General features: G+C 47.0%; 13 protein-coding genes. 3 read left to right on the top strand and 10 right to left on the bottom strand.

All coding sequences use genetic code 11. From position 1 onward, the window contains the following. Nucleotides 1–153: 153 nt before the first annotated feature. Both FTX54_RS04895 and FTX54_RS04890 read right to left on the bottom strand, forming a co-directional pair. Nucleotides 154–444: a hypothetical protein gene (locus FTX54_RS04895; protein ID WP_147803181.1), complete on the bottom strand. Its 291-nt coding sequence runs from the start codon at nt 442–444 to the stop codon at nt 154–156. Between the two features lie 77 nt (nt 445–521). After that, a complete protein-coding gene (locus FTX54_RS04890) occupies nt 522–941 on the bottom strand; it encodes a peroxiredoxin-like family protein (protein WP_246125580.1) in 420 nt (139 codons plus the stop codon). Between the two features lie 274 nt (nt 942–1215). Here FTX54_RS04890 and FTX54_RS04885 point away from each other — a divergent pair, with 274 nt between their 5' ends. After that, nucleotides 1216–2472: a YeeE/YedE family protein gene (locus tag FTX54_RS04885; RefSeq protein WP_147803183.1), complete on the top strand. Its 1257-nt coding sequence runs from the start codon at nt 1216–1218 to the stop codon at nt 2470–2472. 429 nt (nt 2473–2901) lie between these two features. Here FTX54_RS04885 and FTX54_RS04880 read toward each other — a convergent pair whose 3' ends face one another. The 5 genes from FTX54_RS04880 to FTX54_RS04860 all read right to left on the bottom strand — a co-directional run bounded on the left by FTX54_RS04880 (nt 2902) and on the right by FTX54_RS04860 (nt 10237). Then, the gene (locus FTX54_RS04880; protein WP_147803184.1) at nt 2902–4392 is read right to left on the bottom strand and encodes an amidase family protein; all 1491 of its coding nucleotides are present in this window, start codon (nt 4390–4392) and stop codon (nt 2902–2904) included. A 581-nt stretch (nt 4393–4973) separates the two neighbouring features. Beyond that, nucleotides 4974–6689, bottom strand: coding sequence for a thiol reductant ABC exporter subunit CydC (cydC, locus tag FTX54_RS04875; protein ID WP_147803185.1), 1716 nt, complete (start codon nt 6687–6689; stop codon nt 4974–4976). After that, a complete protein-coding gene (cydD, locus tag FTX54_RS04870; protein ID WP_147803186.1) occupies nt 6686–8410 on the bottom strand; it encodes a thiol reductant ABC exporter subunit CydD in 1725 nt (574 codons plus the stop codon). The genes cydC and cydD overlap by 4 nt, the downstream gene beginning before the upstream one ends. Before the next feature lie 144 nt (nt 8411–8554). Continuing rightward, nucleotides 8555–9172, bottom strand: coding sequence for a YpjP family protein (locus FTX54_RS04865; protein WP_147803187.1), 618 nt, complete (start codon nt 9170–9172; stop codon nt 8555–8557). Nucleotides 9173–9259: 87 nt separating this feature from the next. Then, a complete protein-coding gene (locus FTX54_RS04860) occupies nt 9260–10237 on the bottom strand; it encodes a F510_1955 family glycosylhydrolase (RefSeq protein ID WP_147803188.1) in 978 nt (325 codons plus the stop codon). A gap of 690 nt (nt 10238–10927) precedes the next feature. Here FTX54_RS04860 and FTX54_RS04855 point away from each other — a divergent pair. Then, complete coding sequence (locus FTX54_RS04855) at nt 10928–12094, top strand: TraB/GumN family protein (protein ID WP_147803189.1); 1167 nt, start codon at nt 10928–10930, stop codon at nt 12092–12094. 104 nt (nt 12095–12198) lie between these two features. On the opposite strand, the gene FTX54_RS04850 is transcribed toward FTX54_RS04855, so the two are convergent. Then, nucleotides 12199–13341, bottom strand: coding sequence for an acyl-CoA dehydrogenase family protein (locus tag FTX54_RS04850; RefSeq protein WP_246125581.1), 1143 nt, complete (start codon nt 13339–13341; stop codon nt 12199–12201). Between the two features lie 89 nt (nt 13342–13430). Here FTX54_RS04850 and FTX54_RS04845 point away from each other — a divergent pair, with 89 nt between their 5' ends. Beyond that, nucleotides 13431–13982 (top strand): sugar O-acetyltransferase, encoded by a 552-nt coding sequence (locus tag FTX54_RS04845; protein WP_147803191.1) that lies wholly within the window; start codon nt 13431–13433, stop codon nt 13980–13982. A gap of 204 nt (nt 13983–14186) precedes the next feature. Here the strand turns inward: FTX54_RS04845 and FTX54_RS04840 are convergent, their stop codons facing one another. Together FTX54_RS04840 and FTX54_RS04835 are read right to left on the bottom strand one after the other, a co-directional pair. After that, nucleotides 14187–15152: a sensor domain-containing diguanylate cyclase gene (locus FTX54_RS04840; RefSeq protein WP_147803192.1), complete on the bottom strand. Its 966-nt coding sequence runs from the start codon at nt 15150–15152 to the stop codon at nt 14187–14189. Then, entirely contained in the window at nt 15152–15967 is an 816-nt protein-coding gene (locus FTX54_RS04835; RefSeq protein ID WP_147803193.1) for an alpha/beta fold hydrolase, read from the bottom strand. The genes FTX54_RS04840 and FTX54_RS04835 overlap by 1 nt, the downstream gene beginning before the upstream one ends. Nucleotides 15968–16556: the final 589 nt, after the last annotated feature.

Here is a 16556-nt window from a genome sequence, read left to right as displayed (position 1 = left end):
CCTCCCTGCAGAAATTCCACAGTTTTCTGATCACTGCAATTTCTATTTTATCATGTAACGCCTTAAATATCGCTGATGAGCCAACTTCTTATAAGCAGAAAATGAGACTGACCCGAAATGATGCGGGTCAGTCTCATTATGATGACTATTCAGTTACAACCCCTGCTTCATCTGATGATGGGGATGGTGGTGATGGCCTTTCGGGGTCCGGTGCTCATCAAGCGTATCTTCCTCTTCTACCGGAATGTGTCCGATTTCCTTCTGAGAATCAACGATAACAACGTAGTCCCCCTGCTTGAAAAATCCGGAATATTCGGAAGCTCCTTCCTCTTCTTTATGAAGAATCTCGATATCTTCTTTGGAAAACCCTTTTAATTCCAGCTCACGCAGAACCCCGTCCTTATGTTTTAAAGATTGCAGGACAGCTACTACCTGCTTGTTCATTGTGCACACCTCCATTCAGAAAAGTATTTACTACAGTTTTCCCTTCTTCACTGATATGAAACCTTTCGTCATACGAATTATTTTATCTGCTCAAGAATCTGCTCAATATCTTCCAATGAAGCATAGTCTTCCGGGGAGCTGTCGATATGATTCCAGACGAGCTCTGAGTCTGAATTAAAGATCCATGTACCTCCCTGGATATAGACATCCTGGATTTTCATAGAGTCAGCAACGAATTTTCTCTGTCCCTTTTCCTTCGGCAGAAAGTTTTTAATTTTTCCGGTAACTCCACCGGCAGCTGCCATTGTTAACAGCTTCAGCTTAGGCATCGTCACGTGTCCCAGAGCTTTGTAGGCTTTTCTTCGCGGATCTCCATAAACAGGAAAAGGATACGGTCCGAATTTTTCTAAAAATTGGGCATTGTAATCCCCCGCCGATGGTGTAATAACCGCCAGCTCTGCTCCATGTTTCTTCCATACATCATCGTTCTCACGCAACTGCGCGAGGTGTTCCCTGCACACTGGTCAGCCAAGGTGACGGACAAATAAAATAATAGATGGCTTTTCCCCTGTGAGTGAATCAAGCGTTACTTTTTCTTTATTTACTGTTTCTACTTTGTAAGTTAAGTCCACATTTATCACCCTTTCATAATCTTTTCTCCTTATTCCCTTTCTTTATCATATCAAACTTTCTTCTTTGACAAGAACAATACGAAAGAGTAAGATACGTTCGTAATCCCGATTATCAAACTAAGTTTAGGAGGTTTTATAGATGGCTGAAACGTATGTCCATTCCGCCGGTGCACAGGAGGATGTAGAAAAACGTGACTCCACTGTGCTTGACCAGCCACAAATGAAATTAATTACCGGAGGCCTTATTCTGACTGCCCTGTTTGCCGTCTTTTTATTCGCTACGCAGGAACCAATGCAGCCAGTGCTGCTTCTGATCGGCCTGCTTCTCGGTTATACGCTGTTTCATGCCAGGTTCGGCTTCACTTCGGCTTTCCGGCGTTTTATGGCTGTCGGAAACGGGAAGGCGATCCGCTCCCACATGGTGATGCTTGCAGCAGCGGTGACACTCTTTGCTCCCATTCTCGCTTTCGGCATCTCGTTTTTTGATGTAGAAGTAAGCGGGTATGTAGCTCCACTCGGGGTAAGCGTCGTTCTCGGTGCTTTTCTTTTCGGGATCGGCATGCAGCTGGGAGGCGGCTGTGCTTCCGGCACTTTATTCGCTGTTGGAGGCGGACGTACGGTTATGTTCGTCACGTTACTCTTCTTTATCGTCGGGTCCGTCATTGGAGCGGCCCACCTTCCGTTCTGGACAGAAGAGATGCCGAGTACCCAGCCGATTTCTTTAGCAGAATCCACCGGACTCGGCTATGGAGGCGCCTGGCTCGTTTCCATTATTTTATTTGCACTTATTGCATGGATTACGCTCGTTATAGAAAGAAAAAGAAATGCCCCGGCGCTTGCTCCGGTACCGTCAACAAACGGCTTCAAGAGAATATTACGCGGCTCCTGGCCGTTGTTTGCAGCCGCCATTGGGCTAGCTGGATTAAATGCCCTGACGCTTATGACCCGGGGTGAACCGTGGGGGATCACGTCCGCTTTCGCTCTCTGGGGTTCAAAAGCAGCCTCTTTTGCAGGCATGGATGTAGCCTCCTGGGGATACTGGCAGGGAGAAAGCGCTGCAGCACTCGAAGCTTCAATTTTCTCTGATGCCACGACTATCCTGAACTTCGGCGTCATCATCGGTGCATTCCTCGCATCAGCTGCGGGCGGTTTGTTTAAATTTACTTCTATTAACGGAAAAAACGTGGCAGCAGCTGTAATCGGCGGTCTGTTTATGGGCTACGGTGCAAGGCTTGCTTTCGGCTGTAACATCGGCGCCTACTTCGGCGGTATTGCATCCTTCAGCCTTCACGGTTACCTCTGGGCTGTCATGGCACTTCTCGGAACATTTTTCGCTTTATTCCTGCGTCCTTTGTTCGGATTATCAGTCCCTAAATCCAAAGATACCTTCTGCTGATGAAACAATAAGAAAAAGCGAAGCCGTCCCTCATAAGGATATAAGGCACGGCTTCGCACGGACAAAAGCCTGTTAGACAAATCCACGTCTAACAGGCTTTTTAACACCTTGTCCAGCTCCGCGCGTGCTTTCCAGGCTGTCTCGATAGACCTTTTAACACAGCCTTTTTAAGTCTGATTTTATGAAAAGCATAAGAAAAGGTCATATTTATAAACATACGGGTATGTATCCCTCCGCTGTTTACTTTTTCAGGCGGTGACGATAAAGCAGATAGGAGACTCCTCCAATGAGACAAATCATTATTCCAACAAGAATAACGATGACTGGTAAATACATATGAACCATCCTTTCACCAGGTAATATTCTGCTGGAAATTAACTTTCGTAACCAGCTTATGATTTAAATTACACGACTGCTGCAGTCTTTTTATCATTTATCAGATAGAGGTTCCGGAGTCACTGCCCCACGCTGCTTCCAGAGGGACGACTGCTCCAGCATAGCCGCTGCCTGAAGCAGCAAAATTTCCTCTCCTTTTGCAGCCATCGCCTGAACTCCTATCGGCATGCCTTTATCATCCTCTCCTAAAGGCATGGACACTGCCGGCTGCCCTGTTAAATTGGCAAGCTGAGTAAACGGGGTATAGGCGAGACTAGGAGCAAACATTTCATAGATGAGCTCCTGTTTGTTTGGCGTCTGTTTCATTTTTTCACGTAAGGCTGATTCACTGTCCCTGCTGTATGTTAATTCCCCGGCTTTTGGAGCAGAGGAAGCTGCTGCAGGAGTCAGGTAAATATCGTAACGGTCGTGAAAATCGTGTACGGCAGCAGAAGCTGTATCCCATGCCTGGAGACTTTGTGTATAGGCAGCCGCCGTCACAAACCTGCCCGCTTCTTTAAGCATCCACGATTCAAGCTCCAGTTCTTCATCGTCCAGCTTTCTTCCAAAAGCTGCTTCGAGCTGCTCCGTCACTGACGCCATTTCCCCGCTGTTCATTAAGTAATACTGCTCGATAAGGGAAGTCCCGTTTATCTCAGGAGCTGCTTCTTCCACGTTATGTCCCTCGTCTTTCAAGAAAGAAGCCGTTTCACGAACAGCCTGTCTGGCTTCCCTGCTGACCGTGGTGCCCTGAGGAGATGCGCATGAAAAAGCGATACGCAGCTTTTTCTTTACAGGCTCTCCAATTACCACAAAATCACTTTCATCGATTTCAGGAAATGGAAAAGCAGATTCAAGCTGCAGCGTCTGGGTTTCTTTCAGCAGGACAGCACTGTCTCTTACGGTCCGGCTCACGGCGAATCCGACAGCAGCTCCCTGCCACTGCCGGCCGCTTCCAGGGCTCACCGGTGTTCTTCCTCTAGTCGGCTTCAAACCGAAAATTCCCGTAAAAGAAGCAGGTATCCGAATCGATCCTCCGCCGTCACTTGCACCGGCAGTAGGAACGATTCCCGCTGCTACTGCAGCTGCCGCTCCGCCGCTTGAACCTCCGGCACTGAAACTCGTATCGTGCGGATTTCTGACAGGGCCGAACCGCTTTGGTTCAGTAATATTTTTCAATCCGAATTCCGGAGTATTCGTCTGCCCTCCTATGCGCAGTCCTGCTTTCTGAAAAGCATCGACGAGATAGGAATTTCTGTCTGCCTGTTTATTTAGAAGCTTCGATCCAGCTGTAAGACGTTCTCCTTTTATTGCCTGGGAGAGATCCTTTGTTAAAAAAGGCACACCGGCTAAGGGAGCATTTTTTGAAAACGTTTCTTTTTCCGCTTTTTCCAGACGGGTGCGGACGACAGCATTCAAAGATGGATTTACTTTTTCCAGCCTTTCCTGAAAAGCTTGAAACACTTCCGCTGCCGAGACGTCTCCGTTTTTCATTTTTTCCGCCAGGCCTGCTGCATCATTCTCTATGTATTCTGACTGCTTCATTTCTGACCACTCCTTTTCTTCTGATTCAACCTTGGTCGCTCTTCTTCATAAGCTGTGCTAAAGGCTGTTATTGATACACGTAGAAACTTCGCTTCAACTGACATGCCGTGGAGGAGCCGCAGGCATCCCGAAAACAAAACGGAGCTTTAACAGAGACACTTATGCAGGATGGCGGCACCATAAGGCATGAAAATGGCCTTCTATTAGGAATGGAATGCCCCCCTCTATAAAGGTCGAATAAAGGATAGGCAGAAGGGGGTTTCTTTATTAGAAGGCCGATCCTGCTCCGTATTTTTACTGGGCGCTGGAGTGGACATGGGGCGAATAAGGACGAGCCCCACTCCGCCCGAACGCAGGGAGGACGGAATTAGCTGAGGCCGGCCCGGAAAGCGTCCCCATGGAAACGAAAGCGCACGTTCACCTATTTTCTACTTTATTTTCAAGGTAGCCCTTCCAGAAAAAAGGTCATCTTCTCTGGTTCCTGTTCCCGACTCACCTGCTTTAAAAACGGTATATGTTTTCTTGTCAGATACAGGAAGGGAGCTTCCTCCGTCAACCTTTTGGAGAAGCTCCCTTGCCAATTAACCAGTCATAAACAACTCTGCTTCGGTTTCTTTCATGCTGTAAAAAACGCCGCGTCGTTTCATCAGTTCCTGATACGTCCCGGATTCTACGACTGCTCCTGCATCCATTACAAGAATCTGGTCCATTTCTTCCAGTCCCTGAAGGCGGTGGCTCACAACGATCATCGTCCCTTCCGATGCCTCCTTGTAAACTTCCTCAAGAACGTGCTTTTCCGTCGCCGCATCGACGGAGGACGTCGGTTCGTCGAGAAGCCACACCGGCACGTTACGGAGCAGGGCCCGGGCCAGTCCCAGCCTCTGCCGTTCGCCTCCGGAGAGGTTGCCCGCTTTTTCCTGGACAGCTTCATTCAGGTCAAGGTGCTCCAGCTTCAGCCGGTCCAGCACCGTTCTCAGTTCTTCATCTTCTGCCCCGCTTTTTGCAAGAAGCAGATTTTCTCTTATCGTTCCATAAAAGAAGTGCTGATCCTGAAGCACAGCATTAACCGACTGCCATATTTCTTCTTCCTGAAGACGGTTCGTTGACAGATCTCCAAATTTCACTTCCCCCTGATCCGGCAGGTAAATGCTTAATAGAAGCTGCAGCAGCGTCGATTTACCGGAACCACTTGCACCGACGACTGCTGTTCTGGAGCCCTTTTCAATCGTGAAACTGATATTTCTTAATGCAGGCCGGTCTTCTTCTGGAAAAGTAAACGTAACGTTTTGAAAAGATACGTCCGGTATCCCCGATGGAAAAGGCTGCGGGTCTGTCTTGTCCGGTATTTTAGACGTTTCGTCTTCCATCACGTTTTCAAGCCTCCCCGCTGCCTGTCTGCTTTCTTCTTTATAGGATGGGTACGCAGCCATCGGTGTCACATTTTCAAACACTGTTAAACTGACCATCACGAGCATAGCCAGAAAAATTCCGTCAAGCTGGCCCATCGTGACGAGCAGGGCGCCGATAGTAAGTACAAGCCAGGAAACGACAAAAGCGGCTCCCTGATTCCACGTGCGGCTCGCCAGTCTTTTCCTTGAGGCTCTGGCCTGTTCATCTACGTACTTTGCGGACTCATCCATGAGCATCGCTTCTTTTTTATCAAGCTGCTGATGAAGCTTTAAGTCACGAAAACCGTACAGAAATTCCGTCGCCTCCGTAGAAACACTCCCTCTTGCCTGCCGTACGTCTTCTGCTTTCTTTTTCTGGCGGACGGAAAACCACGCCGGGAGAAACCAGCCGGTTACGAGCACTCCAAGAATAAGAATAGCTGCCGTGATAACAGAAAAGTAAGCCGTAAATGCTATCGTTGCTAAGAAAGCGGCTGCCATCACGAGCGGCGGATAATACACTCTTAAAAAGTAATTCTGCAGACTCTCTACGTCTCCGACGATTCTGGAAAGAAGGTCCCCGCTTTTAAATTTCTGAGAAATCCGCGGTGCAAGAGGCTCCAGGCGCCGGAAAAAATGCGTTCGGACCGAGCTGAGCATCGTAAACGTAGCCCGGTGCGAATAAAGCCGTTCCGCATAACGGCTCAGCGCTCTGGAGAAACTGAACAGTTTTAAAAGGGCTATTGAAACAGTCAGAACGTACAACGGAGGCATAATCGCGGCAGATGAAATAAGATAGCCGCTGTTTGCGAACAGGGCTACCGCTCCCATCGCTGCCAGAAACCCAAAGAGAACGGAAAGGTAAATATCTTTCTTTTCCTCCATTAACAGTTTTGTAATCTGTTTCATATCTGCACCCCCTCATGGACGTTGACCATCTGCCGGTAAGCATCATTTCCTGCAAGCAGCTCGTCGTGGGAACCGGAAGCATGGACACGCCCATTCTCCAGAAGCAGGATCTGATCCGCTTTTTTAATCGTATGGAGACGATGAGCAACGGTAAGAACGGTTGCATTTCTCGAAAGCTCCTCAATCGAACGCTGGAGCACCTGTTCCGTTTTCACATCGAGTCCTGTTGTCGGCTCATCAAATAATAGAAAGGTCGGCTTTTTCATAAAAGCCCGGGCGAGAGCCACACGCTGCTTCTCCCCTCCGGAAAGTCCTCTTCCACCTTCTCCCACCAGTGTTTCCAGTCCGTCTGGAAGCTGCTCCACCACTTCGGTAAGACCTGCTTTTTCCACAGCCGCGTCAAGGTCGGTTCCGACGTATTCCGGGGTGCCAAGAATGATATTTTCCCTGAGTGTTCCAGAGAACAGATAAGGATGCTGGGTTACGTAGGCAAGCTGTGAGTACCACGACTCTTCTTTGTATACGGAAAGCGGTTCCCCGTTAATCAGCAGGTCTCCTTTGACAGGCAGCAGACCCGACACGAGCTGAAGCATCGTTGATTTTCCTGAGCCGCTCCGTCCTATTACGGCCGCATGGGAGCCTGCCTCCACGTGGGCGTTTATCGGACCAAGCTCAAATCGTTCCGCGTCATAGCTGAAGCTGCTTTCCCGAAAAGTAAGAGAAGGCTTCGCAGGTACTTCCTTGTCTCCCCATGCAACTGTTTCTTCCTCTTTATCCAGTTCTGCATAAATTCTCTCCGCTGCTGCCATGCTCCCGCGTCCGGAATGAAAAGCACTTCCCATTTCTTTGAGTGACGCAAAAAATTCCGGAGCAAGAATAAGCACGAAAAAAGCAATAAAGAAAGAAAGCTGATCGTATACAACCAGACGCAGACCAACTTCCAGCGCTACGAGCGCGATACTGAGCATGGAAATAAACTCCAGCATAAGCGAAGTTAAAAAAGCGATTTTTAAAACATCCATCGTAGCGTCACGGTAGTTGAGACTGCTCTGTTCAATTTCTTTCTCCTGTTTTTTCGCTCTGCCGAAAAGTTTCAGAGTCGACAGTCCTTGAAGTATATCTAAAAATTTCCCTGAAAAGGCATTCAGTTTTTCCATTTGTTCGTCTGATTTCTTCTGCGTATTTTTTCCGATAATTATCATTGTAATCGGAATAAAAGGTGCTGTAATAAGAAGAATCAATCCGGAAACCCAGTTCATATAAAACACGGCTCCAAGCAGGATAAGCGGTACGAGGGAAGACTGCATCATAACTACGTAATACTGGCTGAAGTAGGCATCCAGCTCGTCGACGGCATCCAGCATGACGCTTACTTTGGATCCGGACTGTCCTTCTGCGGAAGCCTGTACAGGGTTTCCTGCATATTTCCGGAGAAGACGCCGGCGGAAGTTCTGTTTCATCTCTGCCGCCATTTTCTCGCCTGTTCGATTATTCACATATTGCAGTACAGCCCGGAGTCCCAGTGAAAGGAGCACACCGCCCAAAAGGTGAATGATGTCTGAAAAAGGGGCCCCCTGCAGAAAAATCCTGTCGACCACTGCTACAATAAAATATGCCTGTGCCACAATCGTCAGCCCAATGGCCGTCGACACAAGCATGAGTAGATATCTTGTTTTTTTATCCTGTTTCGAAAGCTCTTTCAGCCTTTGCTGAGCTGTCATACAGGCATGTCCCCTCTCCATACTTTCTAGTCTTATCTATTATAAATCATTTTACTTCGCGGCACACCTGCCGCGCTCAAAAACCTTTCCGGAAAAGCCTCAAAGTAATCAAAAAGCACCCCCTGAGTGCAGAGGTGCTTTTTGTTAATGAGCCATCCATTTAGGAGGCGTATTTTTGTCCCAGTAAATATCACCGATGGAATGATGTTCTTCAAACCCGTCATCTTTCAGGTGATAATGAAAGTTGAAGAAATACCCCTGCTTCGGTTTCATGTCCCGGCGAACGTGAAAGCGGACGATATCGGTTTCTGCATCTTCATCGTATATATGAAAAATTTTCTCTCCGTAGCCTGTGGAAGGATGTTCGGTAATCGTAAAGTTCGGCACCGTTTCTTCGCCTGACTGTTCATATACGTGGGAAATGACGTCCTCAATCTGCGGAAGGATATCTTCAAGAATGTCATCTTCCACCCGGTTCACAATTTTCGGTCCCAGTTTGGACATCATCTGTTCCCGGGCCTGCAGAGTCATCTCATCAATATATGCATCCATCGACCAGAGATCTTCTATGTCTTCTTCCGATTCTTCTATTGAACTGTCTTCAATATTATCAAACGCGCTTCCGGCAGTTCCCTGCTTACCCGCGTCCGGGAATTCCTCATCATTATCGCTCTCTGCTTCTCCGTAAACCGGCGGGACGTAGGCCCCGAGTGTGAGCACAGTCAACATAATTATCGTAAATTTCCGAAGCCAGATCTTCATTGCGTACGCCCCTTCCCTGCTGTGTTAATTTTACCACTTTTTCAAAGGAAAAACAGGATAAATTAACGGAAAATTGTCAATAATTGATTACTGTCGTTCTCCAGCTTCTGCAAGCGTTTCCCAGGATTCTCCATCATTTCTCGTTAATAAAAGATCCCCTTCTCCAGTAGCCACAGCAATTATTTCCGAATCTTCAGGGTGGATGGCAAGGTGCAGGGCGGCATCTTCTTCAAAGGAAAGATTTTTTTGTTCCCACGTTTCTCCAAAATCATTGCTCACTGCCAGATAAGAACCCTGTTCTTCAAGCAAATAACCATATAATTTACCGTCCGCAGCTGCTGCGCTTGTGATCGTACCGTCTTTTTTCACCGCTTCCCACGCTTCTCCACCGTCTTCCGATACATAAATTCCTGTGCTTGCACCAATCAGCACCCTTTCAGGATTTTCAGGGTCAGATAGGAGAGCATAAATATCCGGGTATTCTACATCAAGACCGTCGAGTTCTGGAATTTCCCATGTCTCTCCACCGTCCTCACTTTTCATCATTCCGTTCCCCATTCCATCTATACCGTAAATTGTATCCGGATCGCTTTGGTTCACGTTAAACAAGTGAAAATCCACTTCCCCCTGGAGAGAAATCTGCTCCCACGTTTCACCCCTGTCACTGCTTTCCATAAAACCGAGAGGATTGCCGAGATCAGAATCATGGCTCGGGTGACCGCTTGAAACCATTCGATTGCTTTCACTAACTGCAAAACCCATTAAATCGTGCTGATGTTCTGCTTCTGCCGGCTGATTCCATACACCGTCTTCTGTGATGAGTACTACTCCATGATGAGTTGCTGCATATAAAATATCCGGATTCTCACGGTCAAATTCCAACCCGTGGATGTGGCTGATCGATTCGATACCGCTCTCTTCTATTTCCACCATGTCCTCCGCCGCTTCTGAATTCTCCTGTTTTTGAGTTCCCTCTGATCCTTCATTATCTTCTGTTTCTTCATTCGTTCCTGCACATCCGCTGATCAGTAAAAATATTCCACTTCCTGCTAACCACTTTTTCATAAGCCGGACCTCCTTTTCTTTTCGTTCTTTACAATCAGCCTTTCCTTCATATAATGCTGCCTTGAAAATAAAGTATAGAATCGATAAACGTGCGCTTTCGTTTCCATGGGGACGCTTTCCGGGCGGGCCGGCCTCAGCTAATCCCTTTCTCCCTCTGGTCGGGCGGGATGGATCTTCGACTCGACCTTATTCGCCCCGGAGTCGCCCCATGTCCTCTACAGCACACAGTAAAAATACAGATCAGGAGCTTTAACAGCGCTCTCATTTAAATAAGTTCAGCATGTCATACGTATGAAATCATCATATCCCTTTTATCAGACTTTCTGGTTTTGTAAGTTCTTAAGATAATTTTATCATTCCGGGACGAAGGCTGCTTCTTCTTCTGACAATTGTGCGTGAACTGTCACAACTAAGCTTGCCGGGGGCAATCAAAGAAGCTCTGTGACAACCATAGCCGTATGGGGTGCTGCAGCCGCCCTTGAGCGCTGAAAAAAAGCGTACGGACATTGATTCAGGAGAATGAAAATCCATTCAGTAAAACAGAATCTGCCTGCGCCTGATTCTAATTACCTTTTCTTTTTCCGATTCCTCTCTTCATCTGCTATGATAGAAAACAGCAGTTGAAAAATACTCGTGTTTCATTCACTATAATTAAGAGAAACGCATTGCGAAATGAGGGAAACGTCATCCATGAGTGAAGAAACAATTACCCGAATTACAGTTAACGGAAAAGATATCATATTAATCGGTACCGCCCACGTGTCCAAGCAGAGCGCGGAACAGGTGAAACAGGTTATCGAAGAAGAACGTCCGGATACGGTTTGTGTAGAGCTTGATGAACAGCGCTACCAGTCCGTAATGGACAGTGAACGCTGGAGAAGCATGGACATTTTCAAAGTGATCCGGGAAAAGAAAACCACCCTCCTTTTTATGAATCTGGCTATTTCTTCTTTTCAGAACCGTATGGCCAAACAGTTCGGCATCAAGCCTGGACAGGAAATGATTCAAGGTGTGCAGTCTGCGGAAGAAACAGGGGCAGATCTTGTCCTGGCTGACCGTAATATTCAGACAACCTTTTCCCGTATATGGGGAAATCTCGGCTTTAGAGGAAAAGGGAAACTGATTACTTCCGTTTTCGCCGGTATTATCTTTCAGGAAAAAGTTTCGGAAGCGGACATGGAGAGGATGAAACAGCAGGATACTCTGAATGCAGCCATGCATGAATTTTCCAAAGCCTTTCCTGGACTGAAAGCTCCTCTTATTGATGAGCGGGATCAGTATCTGGCACAGAAGATTAAGGATGCACCCGAGAAAAAGATAGTCGCTGTCCTCGGAGCCGCACATGTACCGGGGATTCTTAAAGAAATTCATAACGAACAGAATCTCGATGAATTAACGTCAGTACCTCCTAAATCAAAAATACCGAAACTGATCGGCTGGGCTATCCCACTGCTTATTTTATCTATCATTGCCTATACGTTCATTAACAATCCGGCTGCCGGTACCGAACAGATGATCAGCTGGCTGCTGTGGAACGGTTCATTTGCGGCAATTGGTGCCGCGATTGCATTCGGTCATCCGCTGGCGGTGCTGACAGCCTTCATCATTGCTCCTATCAGCTCGCTTAATCCATTGATGGCAGCAGGCTGGTTTTCCGGTATGGTTCAGGCTTACATCCGCAGGCCCCATGTTGGAGACCTGGAACTGCTTTCCGATGATGTACAGACGATGAAAGGGTTTTGGAACAACAAAGTGACAAGAATTTTACTCGTTGTCATTTTTTCCAATATCGGCAGTACGATCGGTACGATGATCGGCGGCGCCGATGTTCTGCGTGTCTTTTTCGAAAACTTATAACGCATAAAAAGGATGCTCTCCAACCGGAGGGCATCCTTTTTGATTGACTCAGCTTTTTTATTGACCTTCCGCTGATTTTTTTCGAACAGCATCCCCGCTTTGTTTCATTCAGAAAAACGCTTTCGTTTCGCTGCCTCGTCTGCAAGCATTGCAATTACCGCATCGTCCATCGGCGGATTATGGAGGCCCGCCCGTATGTCCCGGTAATAGCGCTGGAGTGGATTGTCTGCAGAAAGGCTTCTTGCTCCCGTGATTCTCATCGCTAAATCGACCATTTCAATCCCGTTGTTCGTTACTGTATGCTTTACCGCAGCGAGCTGCGATTTCATGCCGCTTCTCTCCTCCGGTGAAGCTCTTTCCCAAAGGTCAGCTGTGTAGTAGAGCATTCCTTCGTTCTGCCGGTAAAGCAGTTCCAATTCACCCAGTTTCCTGCGCACGTGGGAAACTTCAGAAATGGTACCGTCCAAACTGTTCGGCGAATAAGTCGTGCTGAAATGAGCAGCATAATCAAAAGCCGCTTCCGCAATACCGAGGTAACAGGCTGGAATATGAAGCAGCCAGCCCGTTACCGGTTCGACCTGCTGCTGTTTAGGTACGATCCGGTTCTGAAGCGGGATTTTCACATTTTCAAGAACGAGATCATGACTGCCGGTCCCCCTCATTGCTACAGAGTCCCACGTTTCTTCCATGCTGATTCCCTCTTCATTCATCGGTACGAAAAACTGGGAAATTTCCTCTGTATCTTCCACTACAGCGGTAACCGCAGCGTACTCAAGTACAGGCAGCATGCTTGTGAAAGCTTTTCTTCCATTAAGTACCCACTTTCCTTTTTGTTTCACAGCGGTCGTCTGCGGTTTTCCGCCGCGGGTAGGACTGCCTGTGGCTCTTTCCGTAGCTGCTACGTTAAACAATGCCTCTTTCTTCACCGCTTCCCGGCAAAGAAATTCAAATAAATCCCCTTCCCATAAGTCGTACGTATCGACATGCTTGATCATTCCTGCATGCCATCCAAATGAAAGAGCTGTCGCACCGTCTGCTGATGCCAGGCGCTGCTGCAGTTTTAAAAACTCCGTAAGGGATGCCCCCATACCCCCATATTTTTCAGGAACGGTTATCCCCGGGTAGCCGGCTTCTTGGAGAGCTGTGAAATTCTCTGTCGGAAAGCTTCCTTCACGGTCGTGGTGAAAGCCGCGCTCCCGTAATTTTTCTTCGTTTTCTTCAAGCCAGCGGTGCATTTTTTCAATCATTCTATTCACCTCGTTTACGTTCGTCTTCCGTATCATAACGTATGGGATTCTGATAAGCTAGGGAGAAGTGTTTGAAAGGAGAGAGTACAATGACAGAACGTGAAAAAATGATTGACAGCGCCCTGTATAATGCACAGGACGAAGAGCTCGTGCGTGATCGTTACATAGCAAGAAGAATGATCCGCCAGTTTAACGACCTTCATGAAGAGCACGAAATAGACCGGGCGGAAATACTGAGAGAAATTCTCGGTTCCACAGGCAGTAATATTTATGTGGAATCCACCTTCCGTGTCGATTACGGTTACAACATCCACGTTGGAAACAGCTTTTACGCCAATTTTGACTGTACGCTGCTGGACCCGGCACCGATAATCATCGGAGACCGCTGCATGCTCGCTCCCGGCGTGCACATATATACTGCTGCCCACCCTCTTGATCCGGAAGAACGAGCCGGAGGCCTGGAGTATGCGCTGCCTGTAACAATCGGCGATGACGTATGGATCGGCGGCAGAGCGGTAATCAATCCAGGTGTAACCATTGGCGATGGCGCGGTAATAGCTTCCGGAGCAGTAGTCACAAAAGATGTTCCGGCACGGACCGTATCAGCTGGTTCCCCCGCCAAAGTCATAAAGCATTTGTAAACAGTCCGGCACAGAAACGTGTTTGATGGAATATGCTTCAACACCCTGATAACGGATCGGCATATTTTTTCTTTGAAAACCCCGAAAAACGTCCCGATGAATTATTATCGGGACGTTTTATTATGCACGATTTTATCCAGTCTTTCTGATCCCTGCAATGTTTCCCGTTAAGCTGAGCGGAACATTCTGCTTTTTTCAGTTTCGTCAGCATATATGGCCATGATACGTGGAGCGGTTTCTTCCATCTGCTTTCGATTTGTACAGAGCCTGATCCGCCCTTTCCAGGAGTTCCCGCTGCGTATCTCCTTCTGCATAAACGCTCACTCCGACACTGACCGTAACCGCTGTCGATTCCCATACTTTATCAGCAGCCAGCTGGCAGAGACGCTTCCCGGTTTCCACCGCTTCCTTTTCCCCTGCGGAACCAAGAAGAATTAAAAACTCTTCTCCTCCGAGCCTCCCGACGATATCATCACTTCGGACTCCACCTTCCAAAACCTGTGCCAGCTCTTTAAGTACTTCATCTCCCGCCTGGTGCCCAAACCGGTCGTTAACAACTTTAAAAAGATCAATATCGATCATAATGACGCCAAAAGGCACAGTATCTTCCCGGGCTTTTTCCAGCAGATCGTCTATCCGGTTTTCCATGTACCGGCGATTGTACAGACCTGTTAACGAATCGGTAATGGAAAGCTGTTCGAGTTCTCCATTGAGCATCGTCAGCTCCCATCGTTTTTGTTCAAATTCCTGAAGCAGCCCCTGCAGCTGTCTGTAAGCCTTATCGGTCTCTTCCAGAATCCTTTCTGCGTTTCTTTTATCAAAAAGCATCTGCTGTTCGTATTCCTCACGTATTTTCATCTGAAGAACCGCGCACTCCACCATATCGTCTCTTACCTGAGCATTAATGAGAGCAGGTGTTTCTTCTCCTTCAGACGTAACAAAAGTTAAATACATTTCATTGACTTTCGTATGCATCATCAGCAGCGGAGTAAAATACGTTTGAAAATAAATTTTAGAAGCTTTTGTAAGAATGTTGTTGAGATGTTCCCCATTTATCTCAGTTTTTGTTGAAGAAAGAATGTCGCACATCGTCTCATTCGTTTCTTCAATACGGCCCTCTCTCGTAAATACTATATAGCCGCATGGGGCATAATCGAGTTTTTTATCCATTATACTTCCTCAACTGCCTCAACATGTTCGTGCACCTGCGTAGTGATTTCCTCTGGATTTATCAAATGGGGATTGTGTCCTTTGGCCTCAAGAAGGACAAATCGGCTGCCTTCAATCTGCTCATGGATGTATCTGCCCGCTTCTACGGGGGCTATCACGTCTTCCTGTGCCTGCAGAATTGTAACAGGCACATCCACGTGTTTTATGTAATCTCTATAGTCCAGCTGAAACGTCACCTGGGCAAACTGACGGGTAATAAGGGCATCATTCCGCGTCAGCCTATGTTCAAAATCAGCCGTCTGTTCGTCCTCAGATTCCCGCCCCATCGCTGCAGCAGCCAGTGTTTTTGCCCATTCTTTGTAGTTTCTTTCCATCATTTCCATTAAGGCGTTTATCTCATTCTGTTCAAACCCTCCGTGATACGAACCGTCGTTTAAGTAGTGCGCCGAGGGACCTATCATTATTAACGATGCAAACAAGTCAGGACGCTTCATGGCAGCTTCTGCCCCGATCATCCCGCTGACAGAGTGACCAATATAGTGGATTTTTTTTATTTTCATTTCATCCAGTATCTCTACAATATCCTGGGCATAGCCGTTGATTGTTGAATATCTTTTTTCATCATAAGCGGCTGCGTCCGACAGACCCGCTCCAGTATAATCGAAAGTAATTACTGTGTAATTTTTTTTCAGCTCAGGAACTAAGCGATGCCACACCTGCTGGTCCGTCCCAAATCCGTGAGCCAGCATCAGCACTTTTTCTCCTGCTCCATACACCTGAACGGAATTTCGACTTTTACAAGATTTCATACCCATTCCAATACCCCCTAATTCTTTCCTGATCATATCATATATAAATGAATGTCTTCGTGTTCTCTTTCCTTAAAAATGACAAATTCTTATCAATTGAGAACGGATGACCCAGAGGCATCTGTAATGATACGAGACTTTTCTATATGTATAAATTGAACTTTTCATAAGCCGCTGTAAGAAAGGGAGTTCCGAATACGGGGAATGATTTCCACTTCAGACGGACGCTTTCCGCGGGGCTCGTCTTCAGCCTGTAAGCGAAGTAGAAAATACAAGGAATAGAATAAATATATTTCTTTCTATGCATACTAATTATTTTTCAGATAAACAGAGGAGCGCAGGCGGTTTTAAACTAAATCAATTTATCAAGTCTTCAAAAAAAGAAACGTAACCTGAACGATCGCGCATTGTGTCCCTAGTCTTTTTTAATCCCGATATCATTGGGCAGCTGGACACTTGTTATTAATATGTTCACTATTTAGACTTACATATTTTGAAAACTGCCCTTATAATGGATATCGTATCTCCTGTTACAGCTGTAGGAAGTTTCTTTTATAATCCTATCTACCTGTTTTATTCCCAGCACCCCCATGAG

It is taken from the genome of Alkalicoccus halolimnae (assembly GCF_008014775.2).
GTDB classification, from domain to species: Bacteria; Bacillota; Bacilli; order Bacillales; family Salisediminibacteriaceae; genus Alkalicoccus; species Alkalicoccus halolimnae.
The sequence above is the reverse complement of the archived record's forward strand: the minus strand, read 5'-3'. Positions and strand labels throughout refer to the sequence as shown.